The 25598-nt window shown below is 68.9% G+C and carries 25 protein-coding genes and 3 tRNA genes; 14 read left to right on the top strand and 14 right to left on the bottom strand.

All coding sequences use genetic code 11. The features are described 5' to 3' along the window. Nucleotides 1-195: 195 nt before the first annotated feature. From AC1DWC_RS09160 to AC1DWC_RS09145, 4 genes are all read left to right on the top strand, one after another. Nucleotides 196-633 (top strand): MarR family winged helix-turn-helix transcriptional regulator, encoded by a 438-nt coding sequence (locus AC1DWC_RS09160; RefSeq protein WP_072843000.1) that lies wholly within the window; start codon nt 196-198, stop codon nt 631-633. Between the two features lie 57 nt (nt 634-690). After that, nucleotides 691-1119 carry an organic hydroperoxide resistance protein gene (locus AC1DWC_RS09155; protein ID WP_072843001.1) on the top strand — a complete coding sequence of 143 codons (429 nt, stop codon included), beginning with the start codon at nt 691-693 and terminating at the stop codon, nt 1117-1119. Further along, the gene (locus AC1DWC_RS09150) at nt 1116-2117 is read left to right on the top strand and encodes an NADP-dependent oxidoreductase (RefSeq protein ID WP_477907357.1); all 1002 of its coding nucleotides are present in this window, start codon (nt 1116-1118) and stop codon (nt 2115-2117) included. The genes AC1DWC_RS09155 and AC1DWC_RS09150 overlap by 4 nt, the downstream gene beginning before the upstream one ends. A 97-nt stretch (nt 2118-2214) precedes the next feature. After that, nucleotides 2215-3144 carry an oxygenase MpaB family protein gene (locus AC1DWC_RS09145; RefSeq protein ID WP_477907355.1) on the top strand — a complete coding sequence of 310 codons (930 nt, stop codon included), beginning with the start codon at nt 2215-2217 and terminating at the stop codon, nt 3142-3144. Between the two features lie 12 nt (nt 3145-3156). Here the strand turns inward: AC1DWC_RS09145 and AC1DWC_RS09140 are convergent, their stop codons facing one another. From AC1DWC_RS09140 to AC1DWC_RS09130, 3 genes are all read right to left on the bottom strand, one after another. Then, nucleotides 3157-3687 (bottom strand): VOC family protein, encoded by a 531-nt coding sequence (locus tag AC1DWC_RS09140; protein WP_477907353.1) that lies wholly within the window; start codon nt 3685-3687, stop codon nt 3157-3159. Between the two features lie 10 nt (nt 3688-3697). Beyond that, a complete protein-coding gene (locus tag AC1DWC_RS09135) occupies nt 3698-4576 on the bottom strand; it encodes an oxidoreductase (protein WP_477907352.1) in 879 nt (292 codons plus the stop codon). A gap of 65 nt (nt 4577-4641) precedes the next feature. Then, nucleotides 4642-4914: a hypothetical protein gene (locus AC1DWC_RS09130; RefSeq protein ID WP_477907350.1), complete on the bottom strand. Its 273-nt coding sequence runs from the start codon at nt 4912-4914 to the stop codon at nt 4642-4644. A 260-nt stretch (nt 4915-5174) separates the two neighbouring features. Here AC1DWC_RS09130 and AC1DWC_RS09125 point away from each other — a divergent pair, with 260 nt between their 5' ends. The 3 genes from AC1DWC_RS09125 (at nt 5175) to AC1DWC_RS09115 (ending at nt 9367) form a co-directional block, all read left to right on the top strand. Then, nucleotides 5175-6278 carry a Gfo/Idh/MocA family protein gene (locus AC1DWC_RS09125; protein WP_477907348.1) on the top strand — a complete coding sequence of 368 codons (1104 nt, stop codon included), beginning with the start codon at nt 5175-5177 and terminating at the stop codon, nt 6276-6278. Nucleotides 6279-7137: 859 nt separating this feature from the next. Further along, on the top strand, nt 7138-8037 hold the full coding sequence (locus AC1DWC_RS09120) for a pseudouridine synthase (protein WP_477907346.1): 900 nt from the start codon (nt 7138-7140) through the stop codon (nt 8035-8037). A gap of 106 nt (nt 8038-8143) precedes the next feature. Then, nucleotides 8144-9367, top strand: a complete 1224-nt coding sequence (locus AC1DWC_RS09115; protein WP_477837172.1) for a globin domain-containing protein — start codon at nt 8144-8146, stop codon at nt 9365-9367. A gap of 380 nt (nt 9368-9747) precedes the next feature. On the opposite strand, the gene AC1DWC_RS09110 is transcribed toward AC1DWC_RS09115, so the two are convergent. The 4 genes from AC1DWC_RS09110 to AC1DWC_RS09095 form a co-directional block, all read right to left on the bottom strand. After that, a tRNA-Phe gene (locus AC1DWC_RS09110) sits at nt 9748-9824 on the bottom strand. 86 nt (nt 9825-9910) lie between these two features. Then, nucleotides 9911-9984 (bottom strand) — tRNA-Asp (locus AC1DWC_RS09105). Between the two features lie 80 nt (nt 9985-10064). Continuing rightward, nucleotides 10065-10137 (bottom strand) — tRNA-Glu (locus AC1DWC_RS09100). Between the two features lie 81 nt (nt 10138-10218). Continuing rightward, on the bottom strand, nt 10219-10914 hold the full coding sequence (locus AC1DWC_RS09095; RefSeq protein ID WP_477907344.1) for a ScbR family autoregulator-binding transcription factor: 696 nt from the start codon (nt 10912-10914) through the stop codon (nt 10219-10221). Nucleotides 10915-11562: 648 nt separating this feature from the next. On the opposite strand from AC1DWC_RS09095, the gene AC1DWC_RS09090 reads away from it, so the two are divergent. From AC1DWC_RS09090 to phoU, 7 genes are all read left to right on the top strand, one after another. Beyond that, a complete protein-coding gene (locus AC1DWC_RS09090; RefSeq protein WP_477907343.1) occupies nt 11563-11937 on the top strand; it encodes a hypothetical protein in 375 nt (124 codons plus the stop codon). 90 nt (nt 11938-12027) lie between these two features. Beyond that, nucleotides 12028-12417, top strand: coding sequence for an SPW repeat domain-containing protein (locus AC1DWC_RS09085; protein ID WP_477907341.1), 390 nt, complete (start codon nt 12028-12030; stop codon nt 12415-12417). A 172-nt stretch (nt 12418-12589) separates the two neighbouring features. Continuing rightward, complete coding sequence (locus tag AC1DWC_RS09080; protein WP_477907338.1) at nt 12590-13186, top strand: DUF937 domain-containing protein; 597 nt, start codon at nt 12590-12592, stop codon at nt 13184-13186. 246 nt (nt 13187-13432) lie between these two features. Beyond that, nucleotides 13433-14386 (top strand): acyl-ACP desaturase, encoded by a 954-nt coding sequence (locus tag AC1DWC_RS09075; protein WP_072843014.1) that lies wholly within the window; start codon nt 13433-13435, stop codon nt 14384-14386. Between the two features lie 70 nt (nt 14387-14456). After that, nucleotides 14457-15599: a tRNA dihydrouridine synthase DusB gene (dusB, locus tag AC1DWC_RS09070; protein ID WP_477907337.1), complete on the top strand. Its 1143-nt coding sequence runs from the start codon at nt 14457-14459 to the stop codon at nt 15597-15599. 105 nt (nt 15600-15704) lie between these two features. Then, nucleotides 15705-17627, top strand: a complete 1923-nt coding sequence (locus AC1DWC_RS09065) for an LCP family glycopolymer transferase (RefSeq protein WP_477907335.1) — start codon at nt 15705-15707, stop codon at nt 17625-17627. A 118-nt stretch (nt 17628-17745) separates the two neighbouring features. After that, nucleotides 17746-18420, top strand: coding sequence for a phosphate signaling complex protein PhoU (gene phoU, locus AC1DWC_RS09060; RefSeq protein WP_477837182.1), 675 nt, complete (start codon nt 17746-17748; stop codon nt 18418-18420). A 77-nt stretch (nt 18421-18497) separates the two neighbouring features. On the opposite strand, the gene AC1DWC_RS09055 is transcribed toward phoU, so the two are convergent. The 7 genes from AC1DWC_RS09055 to mshD form a co-directional block, all read right to left on the bottom strand. Continuing rightward, nucleotides 18498-19709 carry a trans-sulfuration enzyme family protein gene (locus tag AC1DWC_RS09055; protein ID WP_477907333.1) on the bottom strand — a complete coding sequence of 404 codons (1212 nt, stop codon included), beginning with the start codon at nt 19707-19709 and terminating at the stop codon, nt 18498-18500. A 128-nt stretch (nt 19710-19837) separates the two neighbouring features. After that, a complete protein-coding gene (gene pstB / locus AC1DWC_RS09050; RefSeq protein WP_072843019.1) occupies nt 19838-20614 on the bottom strand; it encodes a phosphate ABC transporter ATP-binding protein PstB in 777 nt (258 codons plus the stop codon). A gap of 41 nt (nt 20615-20655) precedes the next feature. Beyond that, nucleotides 20656-21561: a phosphate ABC transporter permease PstA gene (gene pstA / locus AC1DWC_RS09045; RefSeq protein ID WP_477907329.1), complete on the bottom strand. Its 906-nt coding sequence runs from the start codon at nt 21559-21561 to the stop codon at nt 20656-20658. A gap of 1 nt (nt 21562) precedes the next feature. Continuing rightward, nucleotides 21563-22612 (bottom strand): phosphate ABC transporter permease subunit PstC, encoded by a 1050-nt coding sequence (pstC, locus tag AC1DWC_RS09040; RefSeq protein WP_477907328.1) that lies wholly within the window; start codon nt 22610-22612, stop codon nt 21563-21565. Nucleotides 22613-22667: 55 nt separating this feature from the next. Further along, a complete protein-coding gene (pstS, locus tag AC1DWC_RS09035) occupies nt 22668-23792 on the bottom strand; it encodes a phosphate ABC transporter substrate-binding protein PstS (RefSeq protein ID WP_477907326.1) in 1125 nt (374 codons plus the stop codon). Between the two features lie 181 nt (nt 23793-23973). Continuing rightward, nucleotides 23974-24684, bottom strand: coding sequence for a lysophospholipid acyltransferase family protein (locus AC1DWC_RS09030; protein WP_477907324.1), 711 nt, complete (start codon nt 24682-24684; stop codon nt 23974-23976). Continuing rightward, entirely contained in the window at nt 24685-25596 is a 912-nt protein-coding gene (mshD, locus tag AC1DWC_RS09025) for a mycothiol synthase (protein WP_477907322.1), read from the bottom strand. Nucleotides 25597-25598 lie beyond the last annotated feature (2 nt).

The raw sequence follows: 25598 nt of genomic DNA, 5'->3' as shown, positions 1-25598 counted from the left end.
CAAACGGCGCCTTCCCGCTGGACGATCGATCAGCAGTCGAGATCCTGAACACGGCCCGACCCCAACTCCCGGCGCTTGGGGCGTCAACGGGACTGTCCGGGTCACGCGGATCCCACCGCGGCCCCGCGGGGTGGGCGAGTGTGCGGCCGACCACATAGATTGCGCACAACTGAACCGTGCACTACCGTCCTCGTCGTGACCGACGATCTCGCCCTCGACCGACAGGTGTGCTTCGCCCTCTACTCGGCGTCCCGAGCGGCCACCGCGGCGTACCGGCCGCTGCTCGACGAGCTGGGCGTCACCTACCCCCAATACCTGGTGCTCCTGGTCCTCTGGGAGCGCGACGGTCGCGGGGTGCGCGAGATCTGCGACGAGCTGGGCCTCGACACCGGCACCCTCTCGCCGCTGCTGAAACGACTCGAGGGCCTCGGCCTGGTCGAGCGTCGGCGCCTGATCAGCGACGAGCGACGCGTCGAGATCCACCTCACCGACGCCGGCACCGCCCTGCGCGAGCGCGCCGCGGACATTCCCCGCAAGCTCGCGGCGGCCACCGGGATGTCGGAGGAGGAGCTGTTGGCGCTCCGGCAGGCACTGCTCCGGGTCGTCGCGGCCCTGCACGGCTCCACCTCCTGATCGCCGGCCGGCACAGATCCCCTACCAACACCGATTCCCCTACCAAGGAGACACACCATGAAGGCTCTCTACACCGCGGAGGCGCTCGCCACCGGCGACGGCCGCAACGGGCACGCCCGCTCGTCCGACGGCCGGCTCGACTTCGACCTCGCGATCCCGGTCGCGATGGGCGGCACCGGCGAAGGCACCAACCCCGAGCAGTTGTTCGCGGCCGGCTACGCGGCCTGCTTCCACTCCGCGCTGCAGGTGGTCGCCCGCCAGGCCAAGGCGAACGTCGCCGACTCCGCGGTCGGCGCCCGGGTGGGCATCGGCTCGCTCGAGGGCGGCGGATTCGGCCTCGAGGTCACCCTCGAGGTGTCCCTGCCGCACCTCGCTCGCGCCGAGGCCGAGGAGCTGACCGCGAAGGCCCACCAGGTCTGCCCGTACTCGAACGCCACCCGCGGCAACATCGACGTCGCCCTCGTGATCGCCGAGGCCGGCGAATGAGCGTCACCGGCAAGGAGATCCAGCTCGTCTCCCGGCCCGACGGCTGGCCGACGCCGGAGAACTTCCGGCTCGCGGAGGTGCCCGTCCCCGAGCTCGAGGACGGCCAGCTCCTAGTCCGCAACATCGTGATGTCCGTCGACCCGTACATGCGCGGGCGGATGAACGACGTCAAGTCCTACCTGCCGCCCTTCGCGCTCGACGCCCCGCTCGACGGCGGCGCGGTCGGCGAGGTGATCGCCTCCCGCGCACCGTCGCACCCGGTCGGCAGCACCGTCGTCCACGGTCTGGGCTGGCGTGAGCTGGCGGTGGTCCCCGCCGCGTCCGCACGTCCGGTGGACGTCACCGTGGCGCCCGCCTCCGCCTACCTCGGCGCGCTCGGCATGACCGGCCTGACCGCGTACGCCGGACTGACCTCGATCGCTCAGTTCCGCGAGGGCGACACCGTCTTCGTCTCCGGCGCCGCCGGCGCGGTCGGCTCCCTCGTCGGCCAGATGGCCAAGCTCCTCGGCGCCGGCCGCGTGGTCGGCAGCGCCGGCTCACCCGCCAAGGTGGCGCGGCTGCTCGACCTGGGCTTCGACGCCGCCTTCGACTACCGCGACGGCCCGGTCTCCGACCAGCTTGCGGCGGCGGCACCGGACGGAATCGACGTCTACTTCGACAACGTCGGCGGCGAGCACCTCGAGGCGGCCATCGGCGCGATGAACCACGGCGGACGCATCGCCCTGTGCGGCGCGATCGCCCAGTACAACAGCACCGAGCCGCCGGCGGCGCCGCGCAACCTCGCCGCGGCGATCGGACGGGAGATCACCATGCGCGGCTTCCTGGTCGGCTCCCAGCAGCACCTCGCCCCGGAGTTCCGCGACCACATGACGCGGTGGCTGGCCGACGGCCGGATCCAGTTCGACGAAACCGCCGTGCACGGCCTCGAGAACGCGCCGGCCGCGTTCATCGGACTCATGCGCGGAGAGAACACCGGGAAGATGGTCGTCACCCTCTGACCCGACCGGCCGCAGGATGCCCCGCCCACTGTTGACAACGTGCGTTGTCACTCCTAGCGTCGACCCCATCGAGGGTGGGCTGAACATGGGAGTGTCGATGGCGCACGAGCTCGCGGTACCTCTGGACGAAACATCGCTGACCTGGAAGTACTTCGGCGACTGGCGGGGCATCCTGCTCGGACTGTGGGCCGGGTCGATGCAGAACATGCACCCTCAACTGGGGGCGGGCGTCGAGGAGCACTCGCTCTTCTTCGACGAGCGCTGGGAGCGGCTCTACCGCTCGCTATACCCGATCTACGGCGTCGTCTACGACGGTGAACGGGCCGAGCAGACGGCCGTGGAGATCCGCGGCTACCACCGCACCATCAAGGGCATCGACAAGAAGGGCCGACCGTACAGCGCCCTCAACCCCGAGACGTTCTACTGGGCGCACGCCACCTTCGCGATGGGCCCGATCGCGGTCAACAAGTACTTCGGCGACCGGCTCACGGAGTCGGACAAGGAACGGCTCTACGCCGAGAGCATCCAATGGTACCGGCTGTACGGCATGACCATGCGCAACGTCCCGCCGGACTGGAAGTCCTTCCAGGAGTACTGGAACGACATGTGCGCCAACGCACTCGAGGACAACAAGGCCACCCGCGACGTCCTCGACATCGGCCGGCTGGAGCGGCCGCCGTTCATGTCCTGGCTGCCCGCGCCGTTGTGGCGTCTGGCCCGCATCCCGGTGGCCCGCGGATACGTTTGGCTCACCGTCGGGATGTACCCGGACCCGGTGCGCAAACGGCTGGGGTACAAGTGGTCCCGCGCGGACGAACTTGCCCTGGTGGCGCTCGGGCGGGCGGTGGCGTGGTCCTGGAAGCTGCTGCCCTTCGACCGGCGCTTCCACCCGCGTGCCCGGGCCGCCTGGCAGCGCTCCCGCGGCGAGCTACCGGCCGCCGCCCCGCTGGTGCAGACGCCGGCGCGCAACCTGCCGCCGGCCGAGCGCCGGGACCTGCCGCAGCACTACTCCCCGACGCCGAGCTGATCCAGCCGCGCGCTAGCGACCGGCGAACAGCCGCGCCCACACCGCATGGTCGGTGCGCGGCCCGCTCGGGGTGTCCGCGCCGTACCGGGCGATCTCGGCCACGATGTCGAGCGGGCGGGTCGGGGGCATCCCGGGCACCAACTCCTCCTCGATGCGGGTGTCCGGAACCAGCCAGCAGACCTCGAAGTCGATGCCGTCGGGGTCCTTCGCGTACAGCGCCTTGGTTGATCCGTGGTTGCTCGCACCCACCAGGGCCCCTGCCGCGGAGAGCCTTTCGCGCATCTCGGCGAGGTCGGTCAGGGTGTCCACCTCCCACGCCAGGTGGTAGAGGCCGACGTCGCCCTGACGCGCCCGACTCGGCCCGCTCGGACTCTGGAACAGGCCGAGGTCGTGGTCGTTGGCCGAGTTCGCGGCCTGCAGGAAGGCCGCGCCCGGGAATCCGCCCGGCAGCGGACGGAAGCCGAGCACGTCGACGTAGAACGCGAGGCTGCGCTCGAGGTCGGAGACAAACAGGACGGCATGGTTCAGTCTGCGAATCGCCATGTGTACGAACTCAACTCCCGAACGAGTAGTGGACGCCGGTGAGGCGCTCGGACTGCGCCCACAGGCCTCGGGCAATCGACTCGTCGCGCGACTTGCGGTTGGACACCACCACCTTCGGGTAGCCGCGCTGCTCGAACGGGCCGTCGGGCCCGATGAAGGTGCCACCGGAGACGTCGGGCGCCGTGGCCGCGTACAACTCGGGCAGCGCACCCATCTCGGCGCTCTGCGCGAACAGGTCACCGATGCCCATCAGTCGGTCCCACACCGACTCGGTGTGCGACTGCAGGTTCGTCGACGCGTAGCCGGGATGCGCGGCAACGGATTTCACCTTGGATCCGGCGGCGGTCAACCGCCGCTGCAGCTCGTAGGTGAACAGCAGATTGGCGAGCTTGGACTGCCCGTATGCCGACCATCGGCGGTAGCGACGGCGCTCCCAGTTCAGGTCGGCCAGGTCGACCGTGCCGAGCTTGTGCGCCAGGCTGGACATGGTGACCACCCGGTCGGTGACCCGGTCGAGCAGCAGGCCGGTGAGCGCGAAGTGCCCCAGGTGGTTGGTGCCGACCTGCATCTCGAAACCGTCTGCGGTGCTGCGCCGGGGAACCGCCATGACGCCGGCGTTGTTCACCAGGACGTCGACCTTCTCGATCCCGGAGGCGAAATCCCGGACCGAGGCCAGGTCCGCGAGGTCCAGCCTGCGGACCTCGGCGTTGTCGCCGATTTCGGCCGCGACCCGCTGGCCCTTCCCGACGTCTCGACAGGCCAGCACGACATGCGCGCCGGACGCGGCGAGCGCCCGCGCGGCCACCTCCCCCAGCCCGCTGTTCGCACCGGTCACCACGTAGGTGCGTCCGCGCTGGTCGACGATGTCCTCAGTGGTCCACTTCGTCATCCGTCCAGCATACGAGTGCGGGCGCCGATCCAATCGATCAGCGCCCGCACCCGTCCGTATGCCGGCTACTGCTGGCCGCTCCGGATCCCGCCCGAGAGGGACCTGATCAGGTCTTCGAGGTCGTCGAAGTCGAAGGCGACGCCGGCGGCGAAGTTGCTGGAACCGTTGTCGGCGGCCTCGGTCCGCGTGATCGGCGTGGGTTGCGCGGCTGAACCGAGCGCGGAGGTGTTACAGGCCAGTCCCCCCTCGGTGTGGGTCTGGCCCGGCAGGCAGATCACCTGTCCGGGGGCGGCGTGTGCGGCTGCGGGCGCCAACAGGATTCCTGCGGTTGCGAACATGAGGCTCGCAACGATACGTCGCTTCAATCTGACTCCAAATCACTCGTATCCGGCGCCTCCTGCGGCCCCGGCTCTCGATGCGACCGGACGCTACATGAGCGTCGAATGACACATGACAACTTTACGAATACCATTACGCCGCAGCAATTTTAAGTGTCGTACACTAAATAGTGCGCTGCGGTCCACCTGCACGGAATGACCGGTCGAAGAACCTCCCGCCGGTCGCGCCCGACAACTACTCAATTCAGTCAGGAAGAGACATGACGGACAAATCGCTGGGGCTGGCCGTGATCGGCACCGGGTTCGGTTGCATCACACACGTGCCCGCGTTCCGCGACGCCGGCTTCGAGGTGCGCGCCCTGATCGGACGCGACCGTGCGCGCACCGCCGAACGGGCGCGGCGGATGGACATCGAGCACGCGGTCACCTCCCTCGACGAAGCGCTCGGGGCCGCCGACATCGACGCCGTCACCATCGCCACTCCCCCACACACGCACGCCGCACTGGCCATCGAGGCGGCCGAGCGCGGCCTGCATGTGGTGTGCGAGAAGCCGTTCGCGGCGAACCTCGCCGAGGCCAGCGCCATGCTCGAGGCCGTCGAGCGCGCCGGCGTCGTGCACCAGATCGGCACCGAGTTCCGGTACGCGACGGAGCAGGCGCTGCTGCGCCGCCAGGTGGCCGCCGGCGCCATCGGCACACCCCGACTGGCGACGTTCCTGATGCACCTGCCGATGTTCGCGGACCCGTCCAGCCAAGCCCCGGACTGGTGGACCGACGCCGCCAGCGGCGGTGGCTGGCTCGGCGCGCAGGGCACCCACATGATCGACCAGATCCGAAGCACCCTGGGTGAATTCGAGATGGTCAGCGCCGGGCTGCCGGTGGTGGCCGACCGGGGAGCGGACGCGGAGGGACGCGGCGCCGAGGACAGCTTCACGGTGCACTTCCGGACCGCTTCCGGGGTGGACGGGGTACTGCAGAGCACCGTCGGCGCCTGGGGGCCGATGCTGATGACGACCAGGGTCTCCGGCACGACGGGCACGCTCTGGATCGACGGCCGCACGCTTCGGCAGGCCGACGCCGACGGCGACCGGGAGGTCCCGGTGCCGGCGGACCTGGTGAACCCGGCGCCGGTGCCGCCGCCGCACGACCTGTTCGAGACGAGCCCACCGGGGGGACCGCGCCGACGTCGTTCGGTACGGCTACCGCTCAGCCGTCACGAGCGGTCAGTTCTGGCCGCTGGTGATGCCGCCCGAGGTGGAGCTGCCCGTCGGGACTGCGTCGAACAGATCACCGAGCGAACCGAAGAGGTCGTCGGTCGACCCCGCGCCGACACCCGGAGCACCCGGACCCGTCTGCTTCTGTGACGCGAACCAGGTCTGGTAGGTGGGCTGGCCGTTGCGCTGACTGTAGGTGAAGGTGAGCGTCTTGAGCGGCACCGTCGGCTCGAACCAGGCTGCGGCACCATCGGTGTCGCCGGCCGCCGCATTGCCGGTCAGAGTGCCGTTGCCGTCCCAACTGGGCAGGTCGGCGTTGGCGACGCACGGCGACGGGGTTCCGCCGCAGTAGTTGAACGTCGACTTGAAGCCGAGCGCCGACGCCGGCACCGCCGCTCCCGCGGCATTGGTCGCCGAGACGACGACCTTGTCGGCGTCGATGTCGCCGAGCACGAACGTCCAGCCGCTGGCCGGGGTCGGCGAGCTGAAGGTGTAGGTCGTGATCGACGGCGTGTTCGCATCGACCTTGGGACGCAGGTTGAGGTACTGACGGCCCTTGCTCGTGCCGTACTTCGCACCCACAGGCGTCGCGGCGTTGAGGAAGGTGCCGGCACCGGTCTCGACGCCGGCCGCGGCCCTGGAGTCGCTTGCGATGGTGGCCGTCGGGAAGCCGTCGCCGAGCGTCAGGGTGCCCGTGTATGCCTGCGAACCACCGGTGAAGGTCATCGTCCCCCAGGTACTGACGACATCCGCCGAAGCCCCGGCGGGCAGCGTCAGTGCAGCTACCGAGGCCAGAAGGACGGCGGTACCCAGTCGTCGTTTCATTCGAACTCCTGCCAATCGAGTGAATGCGCCACACGCTGTCCGGCGCAGCTGTCGCCCCGGACAGCGACGTCAACATAGCCGGGGCACAGCGCGAATTCCCGGGTTCTGCGGATTATGCGCAGCCACGATCAGAATTGGTCGCGGCCCACGAAGGGACGTCACAGCTCAGGCATACCGTTACGGTGTGCCCGCCATCCCGCTCCCCGTCCGCAACGGACTCAACCCCACCCGGCTGAGGCTGCCCGGCGACGGCGGGTGGCCGACCGTCCTCGAGTACCTGCTCGCCCGGTTCCCCGACGACACCGCACGCCTGCTCGAGAAGGTGTCCGCCGCCGAGGTGGTGGACAGCGAGGGGCGCCCGGTCACCGCCACCACCGCATACCGGCCACACAGCTTCGTCTTCCTGTACCGCGACCCACCCACCGAGGCCCGGGTCCCGTTCGAGGTGGAACTGCTGCACCGCGACGAGAACCTCCTGGTGGTGGACAAACCGCACTTCCTCGCGAGCACACCGCGCGGCCGGTACGTCGCGGAGTCGGCACTGGTACGACTTCGCCGCGACCTGGACCTGCCGGAACTGACCCCGGCGCATCGACTGGACCGGGTCACCGCGGGCGTGCTGGTCTTCACAGTCCGACCACAGGCGCGTGGGCCCTACCAGTCCCTGTTCGACCAGCGCAGGGTGCGCAAGGAGTACGAGGCAATCGCCGGATACGACCCGTCAATCACCCTGCCACTGACGATCAGCAGCCGAATCATCAAGCAGCGCGGGACAATCCAGGCCGAGGAAGTACCCGGCGAACCGAACGCCGAGACCCGGGTCGAACTGCTCGAGGTCCGCGGCGAGCGGGCGCGGTACCGACTGCTCCCCCACACCGGGAAGATGCACCAGCTGCGCGTGCACCTGAGCTCGCTCGGCATCCCGATCGTCGGCGACGACTTCTACCCGCGGCTGCTCGACGTCGCACCGGACGACTACTCGAACCCGCTGCAACTGCTGGCCAGGTCCCTGACCTTCGAGGACCCGTACAGCGGGGAGTCGCGAACATTCACCAGCCGGCGCCGGCTGACCGGCTGGCACTGACCCCGCCACCTGCGCCTCCCGGACCGGCACCCACAACTACTACAGACGGTAGTGGACTGCGTCACATTAACTGGACTCTCAGATGCCAATTAAATACGTTCTGGTCATGAGCCTCTCCGCAGCGTCCACCGAAGTCATCCGCGCGACCCTTCCGGCCGTCGGCGCGGCCATCGAAGAGATCACCACGCTCTTCTACTCGAAGCTGTTCGCGGCCCACCCCGAACTCGAACGCGACCTGTTCAACCGCGGCAACCAGAAGCAGGGCGAGCAGCAGAAGGCCCTCGCCGGCGCCATTGCCGCGTTCGCCGCACTGCAGGTCAGCCCCGACGCCGACCGCACCGACGTGATCATGTCGCGGATCGCCCACAAGCACGCCTCGCTCGGCATCACCGCCGACCAGTACGAGATCGTCCACAAGTACCTCTTCGAGGCCATCGTCGAGGTGCTCGGCGCGGCGGTCACGCCCGAGGTCGCCGCGGCCTGGGACGAGGTCTACTGGCTGATGGCCAACACCCTGATCAGGATCGAGGCCGACCTCTACGCAGAGGCGGGGGTCCCCGCCGGCCAGGTCTGGCGGACCGTCACCGTCGGCAGGCGGGTCCTGCAGTCCGCGGACACGGTCTCCTTCGTCCTCACCTCCACCGACGGCACACCGTTGCCGAACTACCTTCCCGGGCAGTACATCTCGGTGAGTGTGCCGCTCCCCGACGGTGCGCACCAGATCCGCCAGTACAGCCTGGTCGGGGCGCCGTCGGCGACCGAGTGGCAGATCAGCGTCAAGGCCGTCCCTGGCGGTGTCGCGCCGGATGGTACCGAGAAGCCGGCTGGCGAGGTGTCGAATTTCCTGTACCACAACGTCTTCGAGGGTGACAGCCTGTCGGTTTCGCACCCGTTCGGCGACCTGGTACTCGAGCAGGACGACGCGCCCCTGTTGCTGGTGTCTGCCGGGATCGGCTGCACCCCGATGATCGGCATGCTCAACCATCTCGCCGACACCGACGACCGGCGCACGGTGTCCGTCCTGCACGCGGACCGCTCACCGGCCCACCATGCCCATCGGGCCGAGCTGACCGAACTGGTGCAGCGCGTCCCGTTTGCGACGATGCACCGCTGGTACGAGGACCTCGGCGCCCGACTGCCGGGCGGCACCACGCACAGCGGCCGGGCGGACCTGTCGACCATCGAGATCGAGGCGGGCACCAAGGTGTACCTGTGCGGGCCCCTGCCGTTCATGCTCGCGGTTCGCGACTCGCTGCTCGCGCGTGACGTGCCCGCGGACGCGATCCACTACGAGGTGTTCGGGCCGGACAGCTGGTCCGCCAACGCCTGACCACCCGCCACCGGGGCCCCCGCGCGGCGACCGTCACGAACTCCAGGTCCACGGAGCCAACTTGGCGGGGTCGAAAACCACGTTGTAACGAACCGGTTCGCGCACAGGGCGCCCCCACGGAAACCGGGGCAGTCGAAACCCCGCACGGGAGCACCTCCCAGTCATTGCCGTGACACGACAGTGACAGTCGACACATGCTCGGCATCGGGGGCCCTTTCGGGGTCGCGAACGGCCTTCGACGCCATCTGCGCGAGCCGCGCCGGGAGCACCCAAGAGGGCCTGTGAGGTACGCCATACCGGCAGATCCGGGCGCGAAACCTTCCCCGGACACAAAAAAACCCGAGATTCAGTTTCCTGAACCTCGGGTCTGTTCTCGATCTTGGTGGCCAGGGCCGGGATCGAACCGGCGACCTTCCGCTTTTCAGGCGGACGCTCGTACCAACTGAGCTACCTGGCCGGACGGCACCCGAACTGAATGCCTATCGCACTGAACTTCTGTCGCACTGCATTGTCCTCAGTCGATTGACTGAGAACAATGCTTTGCGACCCTGACGGGACTCGAACCCGCGACCTCCGCCGTGACAGGGCGGCGCGCTAACCAACTGCGCCACAGGGCCTTGCTGGAGTGCTTGTGTCAGAAGCACTCGGTGTAACCGGTAGAGAATGTATCAGGTGGAGCGTCTAACTTGTTAATCCGTACCCCCTACGGGATTCGAACCCGCGCTACCGCCTTGAAAGGGCGGCGTCCTAGGCCGCTAGACGAAGGGGGCGCCGCCGGATCTCTCCGGCAAGTACCCTCAACGGCGTTCCGTTGGGAGCTGGGATAGCTTAGGACACATCAGCGGAGAAACTCAAATCGGCTGGTCAGGGTCGGTTTTTGGACCATTTTCGCTGGCCGGGCGCCCCGCTGCCTCGCGCAGGTCCAGCCAACCGTCCCGCCGCCACTGCTCGAGCCAGCTCGGCGACGCCATGGCCGCCAGCACCACCTCCAGAGCCTCCTCGAACCGTTCGCCGAGTTCGGTGGTGTCGGTGGTGAGGTCGAGCATGTAGCGCTGGCCGGCGAGAGCCGCGCCGAGCACCCGGGTGAACGACTCGGGGTCGGCGCCCTCACGCAGCAACCCCTCGGCCTCCGCCCGCAGCACCAGTTCGTGCGCCGTGTGCCCCCAGACCTGACTGCCGCCCGAGCGCACCTCCTCGTAGAACTCCGGCTCCACGATCAGACGGAACTCCGCCTGGACGATGAGATCGGAGGCGAATCGTTCGGCGAGTTCGACGATGATGCCGTGCAGCACCTGGAACGGGTCGGCATCGACCCTCTTCCAGCGGTCCGTCGAGTCGGTGTACCGGTCGAGTGCGACCGCCAGCACGGCCCGCGCCAGCTCTTCCTTGGACTCGAAGTGGAAGTACATGGCTCCCTTGGTGGCGTGCGAGCCCTCGAGAATCGCGTTCACCGACGCTGCCGCGTAACCACGACGGGCGAACTCCACCGCCGCCGCCTCGACAATCGCGGCCCGAGTCCGACGCGCGCGTTCCTGTTGACGTGCCATGTGAGCTTGTCCGCCTCCGAAACGTGCTGCCCCCGTACTCGCCCCCGCCGGGCCCATCAGGACCCCGTGGTCACCCTAGCCCGGACGCACCACAATTGCGTCAACCAACTGCGCTGACCCTACTCAGAAGTAAGAAAGCTTTCCGCAAGAACACACCAGGTGGTATGCTTTGAACTGGCTCGGGTGCGCCGCAGGGGGTGCGCACCCGAGCCGTTCACGTCTCGTGGACGCCCGGTCGARCCASGCCCCGCCTGGCGGGACGAAAGTGCACCAAGCGTCCGAGGCAACGAGCTCGTCGCCCCTGCCCGTGTGCGAATGGTCACATTCCGGACACGATTCAACCGGCGCCGCCCGACCCGGTGCGAATCCTCATTGAAACCCGTAAACCGTTGCAGCAAAGCAAGATTGGCCGCAGCTACGGCATGGCAGAGCGCCCTTCACCCCCGGCCGTACGGGACGGAAAACCGACCAACCTGCCCGCAACGGGACGTCGCGCCCGAATGGCACAGTTCCCTGAGGGCCGCTGCTCTGATACCACTTAGAGGCAGAACACGGCATGGAACGGCCATTTCGATTATCGGTCAACATGATTCGAAAATGGGAACTGGACGAACGCCCAATTAGGAACCGGAAAGGCGGTGCGTGGCCATGAGCCCCTCCGACGTCAGGCTCCACCCCACCCTCACCCCCAGGCGCGCGGCGGCATTCCAGCAAGACTGCCCGGGACCCCGAGTCGCCGACTCGGCCAGGACCCGCGCCACCGACACCGAACTGGGTCACATCACCCTCCGCACCCTCGAAGGTCTCGACGCATCCCCCCTGGACGACGACGACGCGGCCGGCCTGGGACGACTCGTCCGGAAGATCGTGAACAGCCATGCCGGACTGCCCGACGGGTTCGACAGTGTCGAGGACCTCTCCCGCGCGTACCTCGACGCGGTCCGCAGCCGTCCCGGTGCCCGGCGTTCACGAGACGCCGCGGCGCGCACCTTGACTCGGCTTCGCAACACCGCCCAGCGTTAGCCGAGAGGCCGCCCGCGCGCACGGGTCGACACCGGACCCGAACTGGGATCAGAATGGGGTCACAGTGGATCCGGCGCGAGGGAGGCCGTCATGTTGGATTCGGAACACGCCCGCGAGGTCAGACGCGACATCCTGGTAGTAGTCACCGGTGTGGCCCTCATCCTGCTCAGCCTGTGGCTACCAGTGCAGGGCGACGAGCAGATCACAGGTTCAATCCTCATTCTCGGGATGCTCGCGTACTCCGCCGGCCTGTGGGCGATGACCACCGAGTCGCGTTCGAGCCACTGGGGCCTGGTGGCACTCGGACTCTTCCTGCTCGCCGCCCCGCTGGCGATGAACTACCCGCCCGGCACCACCACCGCGGCGGCCGTCTCCGTGGCGGCCGGCGCGATCATCGCCGGCGTGGGCGCGCTCGGCCTGATGCGGGTGAACCGGCACGAGCCGGCCTCCGCCGACAAGTTGCAGCACCAGCCCGCCTGATCCTCCCCACGCTCGCCACGGGCGGGCCCGCCCGTGGCGTGAATCCTGCGGTAGCTGCACTACTTTCGCCCGACAACACGCCTGCCAGGTCGAACCATGTCGGGGCTGCCGTCCGCTAATGTCAGCGAACCGGGCGTTCGGGGATGGACGCCCACTACAAGGCGGGGCATACATGGCTTCCATTGACGACCTTCTGTCTCAGATCCCGATCGGGCAGATCGCCGCGAAGCTCGGCGTCGACGAGGCCACCGCGGAGACCGCGGTCCGCTCGGCGATCCCGACGCTCGTCGGCGGACTCGAGGCCAACTCACAGGACCCTGCGGGCGCGGCCTCGCTGGAGAGCGCATTGCAGAAGCATGCCGACGACGGCCTGCTCGAAGGCGGCATCGACATCGACCAGGTCGACGCGGCGGACGGCGAGAAGATCGTCAGCAACGTCTTCGGCGACAACACCAACCAGGTTGTCAGCGCCCTCGGCGGGGTCGGCGGCGCGGGTGACAGCTCACTGGTGAGCAAGCTGCTCCCGATCCTCGCGCCGATCGTCCTGGCGTACGTCGCCAAGCAGTTCGGCGGCGGCGGTGCGGCGGCTCCCGCGCAGGCACAGTCGGGTGGTGGGCTCGGCGACCTGCTCGGCGGACTGCTCGGCGGCGGCGGCCAGTCGGCGGGCGGACTCGGCAACGTGCTGGGCGGACTGCTCGGCGGCAGCGGCGGCGCGGCCGGCGGAATCGGCGACCTGCTGGGCGGACTGCTCGGTGGTGGCCGCAAGTAGGCCAGCAACTTCTGCGCGAACGGCGGCACCCATCTTCGGGGCCGCCGTTCGCGCGTTCCGGCCCTTCCGACCACGACTCATATCGGTAACGATTTGAGCCGCGCCCGCGATGCCACAACGGGAACAGTCCAGCTCCTGGCGGTAACGGCCCAGGCTGTGGGCACTGCAAACCACAACACCGCAAGGTTACGGTGCCGTAGGCTGGCGCTCCGAGCCGATTTCCACGGATACATGGAGGCAAGTTAAATGGCCAGAGATTTGACCCAGCTCGAGCTGCTCACGGAGCTGCAGCCCGAAGCCGAAGCCAATCTCAACCGACACCTGTCCATGGCGAAGGACTGGCACCCCCACGACTATGTCCCGTGGGACGAGGGCCGGAACTTCGCCTTCCTGGGTGGTGACGACTGGGATCCGGAGCAGTCTCGCCTGGACGAGGTCGCCAAGGCCGCGATGATCACCAACCTCCTCACCGAGGACAACCTGCCCTCGTACCACCGCGAGATCGCCGAGAACTTCTCCCGGGACGGCGCCTGGGGCACCTGGGTGGGCCGCTGGACCGCCGAGGAGAACCGCCACGGAATCGTGATGCGTGACTACCTCGTCGTGACGCGCAGCGTGGACCCGGTCGCCCTCGAAGAGGCCCGGATGATCCACATGACCAACGGCTACTCCTCCCCCGGCGACACCGAGGGCCTGCTGCACTCGGTCGCGTACGTGACCTTCCAGGAGCTGGCCACCCGCGTCTCGCACCGCAACACCGGCCGGGCCTGCAACGACGACATCGCCGACAAGATGCTCGCCCGCATCGCCGCCGACGAGAACCTGCACATGATCTTCTACCGCAACATCTGCGGCGCAGCCCTCGACGTCTCCCCCGACCAGGCGATGGCCGCCATCACCGACGTCGTCACGCACTTCGAGATGCCCGGCGCAGGCATGCCCAACTTCCGCCGCAACGGCGTCCTGATGGCGAAGCACGGCATCTACGACCTCCGCCAGCACCTCGACGAGGTGGTCATGCCGGTCCTGCGCAAGTGGCAGATCTTCGAGCGCAACGACTTCTCCGACGCCGGCGAGCGCGCCCGCGACACGCTGGCCGCGTTCCTCGAGACGCTCGGATCGAACGCCACCAAGTTCGAGGAGCAGCGCGACCGGATGCTCGCCCGCGAGGCCGCCAAGCGCGAACAGCAGGCCTCCTGACCGACCCAGCTATCCTGTGCCCGGTACCGAACTCGGTGCCGGGCACAGTCATTTTCCTACCGAGGTACACATGTCTTCACTCAAGATCGGCTCGCTGGAGCTGCGCAGCCCCGTCGTGCTCGCCCCCATGGCCGGCATCACGAACGTCGCATTCCGCACCCTCTGCCGGGAGCTGGAGACCGCCCGCGCCGGCAGCACCTCCGGCCTGTACGTGTGCGAGATGGTGACCGCGCGGGCCCTGGTCGAACGGCAGCCGGCCACGCTGCACATGACCACCTTCGGCCCCACCGAGTCGCCGCGGTCCCTGCAGCTGTACACGGTGGACCCGGACACCACGTACGCCGCCGCGAAGATGATCGTCGACGAGAACATGGCCGACCACATCGACATGAACTTCGGCTGCCCGGTCCCGAAGGTCACCAGCAAGGGCGGCGGTGCCGCACTGCCCTACAAGCGGACCCTGTTCGGCAGGATCGTCGCGGCCGCGGTCAAGGCCACCGAGGGAACCGACATCCCGGTCACGGTGAAGTTCCGCGTCGGCATCGACGACGAGCACCACACCCACCTCGACGCCGGCCGGATCGCCGCCGGGGAGGGCGCCGCGGCCGTGGCGCTGCACGCCCGGACCGCCGCCCAGCGGTACTCCGGCACCGCAGACTGGGGCGAGATCGCCCGCCTCAAGGAGCACGTCACCGACGTCCCCGTGCTCGGCAACGGCGACATCTTCGCCGCCGAGGACGCCGTGCGGATGATGGCCGAGACCGGCTGCGACGGTGTCGTCGTCGGCCGCGGCTGCCTCGGCAGGCCCTGGCTGTTCGCCGAGCTCAGTGCGGCCCTGAACGGCACCCCCGAGCCCACACCGCCGACCCTCGGCGAGGTGGCCACCATCATCCGCAGGCACGCCGAACTGCTCGCGGACCACCACGGTGAGGGCAAGGGCCTGCGCGAACTGCGCAAGCACGTCGCCTGGTACCTGCGGGGCTTCCCGGCCGGCTCGGACATGCGGGTGGCCATGGCCATGGTGTCGACGCTCGACGAACTCGACGGGCTGCTCGTCCGGCTCCCCACGGATGTCCCGTTCCCCAAGGACGCCGAGGGCCCGCGCGGACGGCAGGGTTCGCCCGGCAAGGTCTCCCTGCCCGAGGGCTGGCTCGACGATCCCGAGGACTGCCTCGTCCCCGCCGGCGCCGATCTCATGCATTCGGGCGGCTGACCAGTCATCTTCCAACCGGGGTGGAACCCTCGGGCTGGATAAGTATCATGTTGGAACCCATCACGGGTCGACGTCGAAGTTCGTGCGAGAGGCAAGGATCCATAGGTGGGTGACGAGCAGAGTCCGGGCCACGTGCCCGAGGGTCGTGCCCCCTGGGAGAGACCGATCTCCCACGTCAGCGATCCGCAGCTCAGTCCTCGCCGCACGCCTCCCCCCGCCCCGCCGCCCCCGCCGGCCGACGCCGACCGCACCCCGTCGGGCCGGATCCGCGGCGGGCGCAGCGGCGACCCGAGCGAGCGGCTGTCCGTCTCGGAGCTGATGGACAGGGTCGGCCAGGACGACGACCCCGCCGTGGCGCAGACCCCGGAGACCCCAGAGTCGGCCACCGCACCGACCACCGGTCGGCCGGGCCGCGCCGAGCCCACGCCGATCGTCCCGGAGGGACCCGCCGCGGAGGCCGTCGCCGCCGGCACCCGGCTGGCGGCAAGCAAGCGGCGTAAGCAGAAGCGCATCCGGGTGCTCGGCCGCAGCGCCGTTGCACTCGTCGCGGTGGCCTCGCTCGCGGTCACCGGCGTCGCGTGGGGCTACCTTCGTGCCACCGACAACGGCTTCCTCCAGGTCGCGGCGCTGGACCCGGACAGCACCGACGTCGTCGACCCCGGCGGCCAGTACGGCGACGAGACCTACCTGATCGTCGGCACCGACACCCGCGCGGGCGCCAACGGCGAGATCGGCGCGGGCTCGGTAGCCGACGCCGAGGGCACCCGCGCCGACACCGTCATCCTGGTCAACATCCCGGCCGACCGCAGCCGGGTGGTCGCGGTCTCCTTCCCCCGGGACCTCGACATCGTGCGCCCCAGCTGCCAGGCCTGGGACAACGACAAGGGCCAGTACACCAACGAGATCAACCCCGGCGCCGACAACGACAAGCTGAACTCCGCGTACGCGTACGGCGGGCCGAAATGCCTGGTCAAGGTCGTCCAGAAGATGTCGGGCCTGAAGATCGGCCACTTCATCGGGATGGACTTCTCCGGATTCGAGTCGATGGTCAACCAGATCGGCGGCGTGGAGGTGTGCACGTCCACCCCCCTGATCGACGACGAACTCGGTGCCGTGCTGCCGAACGCGGGCCGCCAGACCGTGGACGGCGCCACCGCACTGAACTACGTGCGGGCCCGCAAGGTGGAGGCCGAGGGCAACGGCGACTACGGCAGGATCAAGCGTCAGCAGATCTTCCTGTCCTCGCTGTTGCGGTCGGCACTGTCGAACAAGGTCCTCTTCGACCCGGGCAAGCTCAACGGGTTCATCACCGCGTTCACCCGGGAGACGTTCGTGCAGAACGTCGACACCAAGTCGCTGGTGACGCTGGGCCGGTCGCTGCAGAAGGTGGACGCCGGCGCGGTCACCTTCCTGACCGTCCCGACCGCGGGCACCAACGAGCTGGGCAACGAGATCCCGCGACTGGACGACATCAAGGCGATCTTCCAGGCGATCATCGACGACGAACCGCTGCCCGGCGAGGAGCGCAAGGCACCCGAGCCCGACAAGTCGGCCGCCGCCGCCCCCGCGACCGCCACCACGCCGGCCCCGGAGCCGCAACTGCTCTCGGTGGACCCGAGCGAGGTGTCCCTGCAGGTGTCGAACGCGTCGGGCGTGACAGGTATCGCCGCCGGCGCCGCCGAGAAGCTCGGCGCGGAGGGCTTCCAGATCTACAGCGTCGGCAACTACAGCGGCACCAGCACGAACACCCTGATCCGCTACGCCCCCGGCCAGGCCGACGAGGCCGCCACCGTGGCCGCCACCATCCCCGGCGCCCTGCTCCAGGAGACCTCCACGGCGGACCTCGGCGGCCTGATCGACGTGGTGCTCGGCTCGAACTTCACCGGCGCAGTCAACCCCGCGAAGCCGGCGGACACCGCGCTGCGACCGGAGATGGCACCGAAGAGCACCGTCATCTCCGGCACCACGATCGAGGAGTTGCCCGCGGACCTGTCGTTCACCAATGCAGCGGACGACACCTGCGCGTGAGACGTCGGGCCTGCGCGCGGCCTGGCCGGCCGTACCGCGCTGACGTGCACTGCCGGTTCACGCAACGTTCACCCGCTGCTCGTGACTTGGTCCCTACCAGGCCGTAGGCTGTGGCATCATGCGCGTGGCATACAACGAACAGATGACCGGGCTCGCCGACATGCTCGGCGAGATGGCCGGCCTCGCCGGGACGGCGATGGAGGTGGCGACCCAGTCGCTGCTGCAGGCAGACCTCTCGCTCGCCGAGCAGGTCATCAGCGATCACGACAAGATCACCGAGCTGAGCGTCGCCTGCGAGGAGCGGGCCTTCGCCCTGCTCGCGCTGCAGGCGCCAGTCGCCGGTGACCTTCGCTCGGTGGTCAGCGGAATCCAGATCGTCGCCGACATCGACCGGATGGGCGCGCTGGCGCTGCACGTGGCGAAGATCGCCCGCCGCCGGCACCCGAACCACGTCCTCCCGGAGGAGGTCAACGGCTACTTCGCCGAGATGGGCCGGCTCGCCGTGACCCTCGGTGCCGGCGCCAAGGAGGTCCTCGAGACCCGCGATCCCGAGCGTGCCGCGCAACTGCGCGAAGAAGACGACGCGATGGACGACCTGCACCGGCACCTGTTCAGCGTGCTGATGGACCGGGAGTGGAAGCACGGCGTGGCCGCGGCCGTCGACGTCACGCTGCTCGGACGGTTCTACGAGCGTTTCGCCGACCACGCCGTCGAGGTCGCCCGCCGGGTGATCTTCCTGGTCACCGGCAAGATGCCGGTCGACCCCGACGAGACCACCGAACTCGAGTCCTGACCTACGCGCACCGAAACCTGACACGCCCCGGCCGGATTACCCGGTCGGGGCGTAGTCGTCTCGCGGACCCTCCGTCGTCAGAAGGTCGCGTCCAGCGCGGCCCGGAGGTCGCCGATGATGTCCTCGGTCTCCTCGAGCCCCACCGAGAAACGCAGATGCCCCCAGGTGCGGAACGCCTCGGGATAGGCCGCCACCCGCGGGCCCGTGCTCGACACGTGCACGATCAGGGATTCGTCGTGACCCAGGGACACCGCGGAGGTGATCACGCGCAGGTTCGAGACGAAGCGGTTGTGGGTGTCGGAATCGCCCTGCAGCGCGAACGCCATCATGCCGCCGAAACCGCCGTGCATCTGCCGTGCCGCCAACTCGTGCTGTGGATGTGAGGGCAACCCCGGGTAGGCCACGAACGCCACCCGCGGATCGGATTCGAGGAACTCCGCGACGGCCTGCGCGCTGGCGTTGTGCTGACGCATCCGCAGCGGCAGGGTGATCGCCCCGCGGTTGATCAGCCAGGCGTTGAACGGGCTCATCACGCCGCCGACGTCCACCATCGCCTCGGTCTTGATCCGGTCGACCAGCGCCCGCGAACCGGCGACCGACCCGCCCATCGCGTCGCCGTGGCCGTTGACGTACTTGGTGAGGGAATGCACCGACAGGTCGGCTCCGAGTTCCAGCGGCCGCAGCAGCAGCGGCGTCGCGAAGGTGGCGTCGACCGACAGCAGCGCACCGACGCCGTGCGCCAACTCGGCGACGGCGGTCACGTCGGCGATCCGGGTGGTGGGGTTGGCGGGTGTCTCGATGTGCACCAGCGCGGTCTCCGGTCGCAGCGCGGCGCGCACGGCGTCCAGGTCGCTGGTGTCGACGAAGGTCACGTCGATGCCGTACTTGGTGGGCAGCAGTTCCGTGAACATCCGGAACACGGCCTCGTACGTGACGTCGGCGACGACGACGTGGTCACCCGTCTTCAGGAAGGTGAAGAACACCGCGTGCAGTGCCGCCACCCCGCTGGCCAGGACGACCGCGTCCTCGGCCCGTTCGAGCGCCGCCAGTTTGCGCTGCAGCGCGACCTGGTTGACCCCGCCGTTGCGCGTGTAGAAGAGCACGTCGGTGGCCGACCAGTTCATCTGCGACGGGTCCTCGGGCAGCGCATACGAGTTCGCCAGCACCAGCGGGGTCCGGACCGCGCCGGTCCCCGGGTCGATCTGGTTCCCGGCGTGCACACTCTGGGTCATCGCGCCGAGGGTCTCGGGGCTGTGCTTGTCGGGTCGGGGCCGGTCGGCGTTCGTCATCGATCCAACCTATCCCCCACCGCGCGCGGCCCTGCTCGGGTGCGGATGACGACGAACGGGCGGTTACCGGAGCATCGCCCGAGAGCGTGCCCCGACAACCGCCCGTTCGACTGAACAGTTGGCAGTGCCTACCCGAAGCGGCCCGAGATGTAGTCCTCGGTGGCCTTCTGCGTCGGGTTGGAGAAGATCTTCTCGGTGTCGTCGATCTCCACCAGCCGGCCGGGCTTGCCTGTGGCCTCGAGGTTGAAGAACGCGGTCTGGTCGCTGACCCGGGCGGCCTGCTGCATGTTGTGCGTGACGATCACGATGGTGAACTCCTGCTTGAGTTCGGTGATCAGGTCCTCGATCGCCAGCGTCGAGATCGGGTCCAGGGCGGAGCAGGGCTCGTCCATCAGGAGCACGTCCGGCGAGACCGCGATGGCCCGGGCGATGCACAGACGCTGCTGTTGACCGCCGGAGAGCCCGCCGCCGGGCTTGTCGAGGCGGTCCTTGACCTCGTTCCACAGGTTGGCGCCGCGCAGCGACTGCTCGGCGATCTCGTCGAGCTCGGTCTTGTTGCGCACCCCCTGCAGCTTCAGCCCGGCCACCACGTTGTCGCGAATCGACATGGTGGGGAACGGGTTGGGACGCTGGAACACCATGCCGATGGTGCGGCGCACGCCCACCGGGTCCACCTGGGAGCCGTAGATGTCCTCGCCGTCGAGCATGATGGCGCCCTCGACGCGGGCACCCGGGGTGACCTCGTGCATGCGGTTGAGCGAGCGCAGCACCGTGGACTTGCCACAGCCGGACGGGCCGATGAACGCGGTCACGTTGCGCGGGGGAACGGACAGGCCGACGTCCGCGACGGCGTGGAACTTGCCGTAGAAGATGTTGACGTCCTTGAGGTCAAGACGCTTGGCCATGGTGGCTCCCTCGGTATTCGGTGATCGAGAAGGTCATTGGGTCACTTGCTCCGCACGCGGGACAGGTGCCCGATCGCCTTGGCCGCGATGTTGAGCACCGCGATGAGCAGGATGAGAGTCAGCGCGGCGCCCCAGATCCGGCTGGCGCCGGCGGCCGTCGGGTTGTTCATCTCGGCGACCATCACGCCGGGCAGCGAACCCATCTCGCCGTTGAACATGTCGAAGTTGATGAACGGCGCGTAGCCGACCAGGATCAGCAGCGGCGCGGTCTCGCCGAGCACCCGGGCCAGCGCCAGCATGACGCCGGTGATGATGCCGGGCAGCGCGGTCGGGATCACGATCCGCATGATCGTCTTCCACTTCGGCACACCCAGCGCGTACGACGCCTCACGCAGGTCCTGCGGGACGATCCGGAGCATCTCCTCGGTGCTGCGGATGACGACCGGCACCATCAGCAGCACCAGCGCCAGCGACACCGCGAACGCGGACTTCGGGAACCCGAACGTCGCGATCCACAGCGCGTAGATGAACAGCGCCGCCACGATCGACGGGACGCCGCTGAGGATGTCGACCATGAAGGTGGTCAGCCGGCCCAGCCGCGAACCGTTCGCGTACTCCACCAGGTACACCGCGACGAACAGGCCCACCGGGATCGAGAGCGCCGCACACACCACTCCCTGGAGGATGGTGCCGATCAGCGCGTGGTAGATGCCGCCGCCCTCGGCCGACGCCGACAACCCGTTGAGGGAGTTGGTGAACCAGGTGGCACTCATCAGCGCCGGCAGGCCCTTGGCGATCACCGTCACCAGCACCCACACCAGCGGCACCAACGCCAGCAGCACCGAGCCGGTGACCAGCACGCGGGCCATCACGTCGGTGAAGCGTCGCCGACCGCTGACCCCCTGGAAGGTGGGCTTCTTGACCGGACGGTCCAGAGTCGCCGTCATGTCAGTCCTTCTTTCCGGCGATGGCGGCGCGGGCCGCGGCGTTGACCAGGAAGGTCAGCACGAACAGCACCAGACCCGCCGCGATGTAGGCGCCGGCCTGGATGTTGTTGTTGAACTCCGCGTAGCCGAGGGCGATCTTCGAGGCGAGGGTGGAGCCGGTGTCGAACAGCGACCAGCCGAACTCCTTCGAGGTGGTGCGCAGGATCATGTACAGCGCCATCGTCTCGCCGAGCGCGCGGCCCAGTCCGAGCATCGAGCCACTGACGTAGCCGGACTTGCCGAACGGGATCACCGTGGTCTTGACGACCTCCCACTTGGTCGCACCCAGCGCCAGTGCCGCCTCGATGTGCGCGGTCGGGGTCTGGGTGAACACCTCGCGGGTCACCGCGGTGATGATCGGCAGGATCATCACCGCGAGCACGATGCCGGCGGTGAAGATGGTGCCGCCGCCGCGCACCGAGCCGGAGCCCGTGGCGAACAGCGGGATCCAGGAGAGGTTCTCGTTCAGCCACACCGCCAGCGGCCGGATCGCGGGCGCAAAGATCAACATGCCCCACAGGCCGTAGACGATGGACGGTACCGCGGCCAGCAGGTCGATCACGTAGGCCAGCGGCCGGGCCAGCCGCTTGGGCGAGTACTGCGTCAGGAAGATCGCGATGCCCAGCGCCACCGGCATCGCCAGCACCAACGCGAACACCGACACCAGCACGGTGACCTGGAGCAGGTCCAGGATGCCGAACGCCATGTGGTTGATGTCGTCGGTGCTCCAGACGCTGCTGGTGAGGAAGTTCGCCTCGTTGCGCGAGAGCGCGGGCACCGCACGCCAGACCAGGAACACCCCGATGGCGCCGATCAGCACCGTGATGAACACCGCCGACCCCGACGCGAGCGTGGTGAAGATCCGGTCGCCCGGACGGGTCACCGTCTTTGCGGGGGCCTTGGGTGACGAAGTGATCGGAGCCTCCGGTGTTCCTGGCGGACCACCCACCCCGGCCCGAGTGTCATCGGGGCCGGAGGTGAGGGGTGCCGATTGGGCTGGCGCGTCGCTCATCTGCGCTCGCAATCTTCCTGTTGTGAATATAGAGCGGAGGCCGGTTCGGGAAAACTCAGCCGATGGCGGCGATGGACGCGGTCAGCTTGTCCTGCACCGTGGCGGGCAGCGGAACGTAGCCCTGCGCGGCCAGGTCGGCCTGCCCCTCGCTGGCGGCGCTGGTCAGGAACGACTTCACGGCCGCCGAGGTGTCGGCGTCGTAGCCCTTCGAGCAGACGATCTCGTAGGTCGCCAGCACCAGCGGGTACGCACCCGGCTCGGAGGTGCCGAAGATCGAGTTCAGGTCCAGCGACAGGTCGCCGGTGCCCTCGTTCTTGAACTTGGCGCTGCTGATCGCCTTGCCCGCGGTCTCCTCGGTCAGCTCGACCGGGCCCGCGCCGGTGTCGATCCGCGCCATCGCGAGCTTGTTCTGGTCCGCGAAGGACTTCTCGACGTAGGTGATCGACCCGGGCGCGCCGGCCACGGCCTGCGACACACCGGCCGAGCCCTTGGCACCCTCGCCGACGCCGCCGACGAAGTCGGAACCGGCGCCCTTGGTCCACGCGCCGTTGGAGGCGGTGGTCAGGTACTGCTGGAAGTTGTCGGTGGTTCCCGAGGAGTCCGAGCGGACGATCGGGACGATCGCCTCGTCGGGCAGGCTGACGCCGCTGTTGAGGGCGGCGATCGCCGGGTCGTTCCACTTGGTGATCCCGCCGCTGAAGATCTTGGCGAGGGTCTCGCCGTTGAGCGTCAGGTTCTCGACGCCGTCGAGGTTGTAGGCGATCGCGACGGGGCCGAACACGAGCGGCAGGTTCCAGGCGTCGCTGCCGGCGCAACGCTCCTTGGCCGCCGCGGCCTGGTCGCCCTTGATGGCGGAGTCCGAGCCGGCGAAGTCGACCTGCTTGGCGATGAACTGGGTGCGCCCGTCGCCGGAACCACTGGGGTTGTACGCGACCTTGACGTCCTTGCCCTTGTCCTTGCACACCGCGATGTAGGTGGCGGCGAAGGCATCCATCGCGTTCTTCTGCGCCGAGGAGCCCGCGGCGGAGAGCGTGCTCTTGCCCTCACAGGTGGCGTTCGAGGCGGCGCTGTTCACCGTGGTGGTGTTGGCGGCGGAGTTGTTGTCGCTGCCGCAGGCGGTCAGGGCCATGGCCCCGACGGCCATTGCACCGAGCACTGCACCACTGCGCTTGAAGTTCACGCTAATTCCTCCGGGAGGCTCAACCATTTCGCCCGAGTCGGGCGACATTGCGAGGCGCAGTTCGGGGTCCGATGCACCGGGCAGCGCATCGCCGCCCACCAAGAAAGCTAAGGGCAGGTGGTGGACAGACGGTCCCGGAACGGTGAACGGAAGGTGAACTCATAAACAGCAGTGTCGAGGATCACGCCGCCGTCGGGCGCGCTGCCTCGAGATCCTGGGGCCGCGGGTTCTTCAGGGTGGACGCGTAGACGTCGACGTACTCCTGGCCCGACATCTGCATGAGGTCGTACATCACCTCGTCGGTGATGGCCCTCTCCACCCAGCGATTGCCGCTCATGCCGTCGAAGCGGGAGAAGTCGATCGGTGCGCCGAACTTCACCTGCACCCGGCGACGACGCCAGCGGAACGGACCGGGCGGGCACACCTCGCCGGTACCGATGACCGCGACCGGGATCACCGGGACACCGGTGGCCAGTGCCACCCGCGCCATCCCGGTCTTGCCCTTGTACAACCGGCCGTCCGGGGAGCGGGTGCCCTCGGGGAACAGACCCACCAGCTTGCCCTCGTCGAGCAGGCGGGTGGCGGTCGCGAGCGCCGACTTCGCGGCGTCCGCTCCGCTGCGGTCGATCGGCACCTGGCCGGCGCCGCTGTAGAACCAGCGCTGCAGCGTGCCCTTGAACCCGGGCGTGGTGAAGTACTCGCTCTTGGCCAGGTACGTGATCCGGCGCGGCGACGCCAGGGGCGCGAACAGCCAGTCCGCGACGGACAGGTGGTTGCCGGCCAGGATCGCGGGACCGTGGGTCGGGATGTTCTCCACCCCTTCAACTTTCGGACGGTTGATCAGAGCGATCAACGGTCCGACGAACGCGTACTTCAACAGCCAGTAGAACATCTACGCCCCTTCGACCCCGGTGTATGCGACGTCCACGTGGAAGCGACCGAATCCGAGCCGGTCGTAGGTGTGCAGCGCCGCGGTGTTGTCCGCTTCGGTGTACAGCAGCACCGAACCGAGTCCCCGGTCGCGAAGGTACCGGAGGCCGGCAACGGTCAGGAGTCGGCCCAGTCCACGGCCCTGCGCGGCCGGGTCGATCGCGACCACGTACACCTCCCCGATCGCGGGTCCGTCCGCGGTGGCCGGGTGCACCTTGGTCCAGTGGAAGCCCAGCACCGCACCGGTCGCGACGTCGGCCGCGACGAACAGTCCCGCCGGGTCGAACCAGGGCTCCGCCACCCGCTCGTCGATCTCGTGCTGGGTCCAGGAGCCCTGCTCGGGGTGCCAGTCGAACGCGGCGGCGTTCACCCGCAGCAGCTCGGCGTCGTCCGCGGCCCCCGCGTAGGTGCGCAGGGTGACGTCGGCCGGCACCGGCACCTCGGGCAGCTCCGGGGTGTCCAGCCGACGGCGCAGCTGCAACAGTTCGCGGGCCGGCCGCAGCCCCAGGTGGGTGGCGACGGCACGGGCTGCCGGCAGGTCGCCGTGCGCCCAGACCCGGGTGCCGGCTCCGCCCGCGGTCAGTGCGTCGGCGACCAGCGCGCGGCCGATCCCCCGGCCGCGCCGGTCAGGGTCGACGGCGACCTCCGCCATGGCCGGGTGCTCGCCGTGCGCGGGTTCGACCCCGGCGTAGCCGACGACCACGCCGTCGTGGGTGGCCAGCAGGTGTCCGGCGTCGGCGGCCAGGTTGTGCACGGCCTGCTCGGAAACCGGCGCGGTGCCGTCCACCGTGGTGGCCCGGTCCAGCACGGCGCGTACCTGCGCCTGCTGCCCGGCGTCGAGCCGCGTCGGCCGGCTCAGGTCGAACTCGTCCATGT

The sequence above is a fragment of the Rhodococcus sp. P4_C10 genome (assembly GCF_056402135.1).
Note: the sequence above shows the minus strand (reverse complement) of the source record. Positions and strands in the feature narration are given on the sequence as shown.

Excerpts from the sequence above, each read along its gene's own strand:
- AC1DWC_RS09140 (WP_477907353.1), bottom strand. The coding sequence starts at position 3,687 with ATGGCGATTCGCAGACTGAACCATGCCGTCCTGTTTGTCTCCGACCTC.
- AC1DWC_RS09155 (WP_072843001.1), top strand. The coding sequence starts at position 691 with ATGAAGGCTCTCTACACCGCGGAGGCGCTCGCCACCGGCGACGGCCGC.
- AC1DWC_RS09125 (WP_477907348.1), top strand. The coding sequence starts at position 5,175 with ATGACGGACAAATCGCTGGGGCTGGCCGTGATCGGCACCGGGTTCGGT.
- mshD (WP_477907322.1), bottom strand. The coding sequence starts at position 25,596 with ATGGACGAGTTCGACCTGAGCCGGCCGACGCGGCTCGACGCCGGGCAG.
- AC1DWC_RS09135 (WP_477907352.1), bottom strand. The coding sequence starts at position 4,576 with ATGACGAAGTGGACCACTGAGGACATCGTCGACCAGCGCGGACGCACC.
- pstA (WP_477907329.1), bottom strand. The coding sequence starts at position 21,561 with ATGACGGCGACTCTGGACCGTCCGGTCAAGAAGCCCACCTTCCAGGGG.
- AC1DWC_RS09145 (WP_477907355.1), top strand. The coding sequence starts at position 2,215 with ATGGCGCACGAGCTCGCGGTACCTCTGGACGAAACATCGCTGACCTGG.
- AC1DWC_RS09085 (WP_477907341.1), top strand. The coding sequence starts at position 12,028 with ATGTTGGATTCGGAACACGCCCGCGAGGTCAGACGCGACATCCTGGTA.
- pstC (WP_477907328.1), bottom strand. The coding sequence starts at position 22,612 with ATGAGCGACGCGCCAGCCCAATCGGCACCCCTCACCTCCGGCCCCGAT.
- dusB (WP_477907337.1), top strand. The coding sequence starts at position 14,457 with ATGTCTTCACTCAAGATCGGCTCGCTGGAGCTGCGCAGCCCCGTCGTG.
- AC1DWC_RS09090 (WP_477907343.1), top strand. The coding sequence starts at position 11,563 with ATGAGCCCCTCCGACGTCAGGCTCCACCCCACCCTCACCCCCAGGCGC.
- AC1DWC_RS09080 (WP_477907338.1), top strand. The coding sequence starts at position 12,590 with ATGGCTTCCATTGACGACCTTCTGTCTCAGATCCCGATCGGGCAGATC.
- AC1DWC_RS09095 (WP_477907344.1), bottom strand. The coding sequence starts at position 10,914 with ATGGCACGTCAACAGGAACGCGCGCGTCGGACTCGGGCCGCGATTGTC.
- AC1DWC_RS09130 (WP_477907350.1), bottom strand. The coding sequence starts at position 4,914 with ATGTTCGCAACCGCAGGAATCCTGTTGGCGCCCGCAGCCGCACACGCC.
- phoU (WP_477837182.1), top strand. The coding sequence starts at position 17,746 with ATGCGCGTGGCATACAACGAACAGATGACCGGGCTCGCCGACATGCTC.
- pstB (WP_072843019.1), bottom strand. The coding sequence starts at position 20,614 with ATGGCCAAGCGTCTTGACCTCAAGGACGTCAACATCTTCTACGGCAAG.
- AC1DWC_RS09075 (WP_072843014.1), top strand. The coding sequence starts at position 13,433 with ATGGCCAGAGATTTGACCCAGCTCGAGCTGCTCACGGAGCTGCAGCCC.
- AC1DWC_RS09030 (WP_477907324.1), bottom strand. The coding sequence starts at position 24,684 with ATGTTCTACTGGCTGTTGAAGTACGCGTTCGTCGGACCGTTGATCGCT.
- AC1DWC_RS09150 (WP_477907357.1), top strand. The coding sequence starts at position 1,116 with ATGAGCGTCACCGGCAAGGAGATCCAGCTCGTCTCCCGGCCCGACGGC.
- AC1DWC_RS09055 (WP_477907333.1), bottom strand. The coding sequence starts at position 19,709 with ATGACGAACGCCGACCGGCCCCGACCCGACAAGCACAGCCCCGAGACC.
- AC1DWC_RS09115 (WP_477837172.1), top strand. The coding sequence starts at position 8,144 with ATGAGCCTCTCCGCAGCGTCCACCGAAGTCATCCGCGCGACCCTTCCG.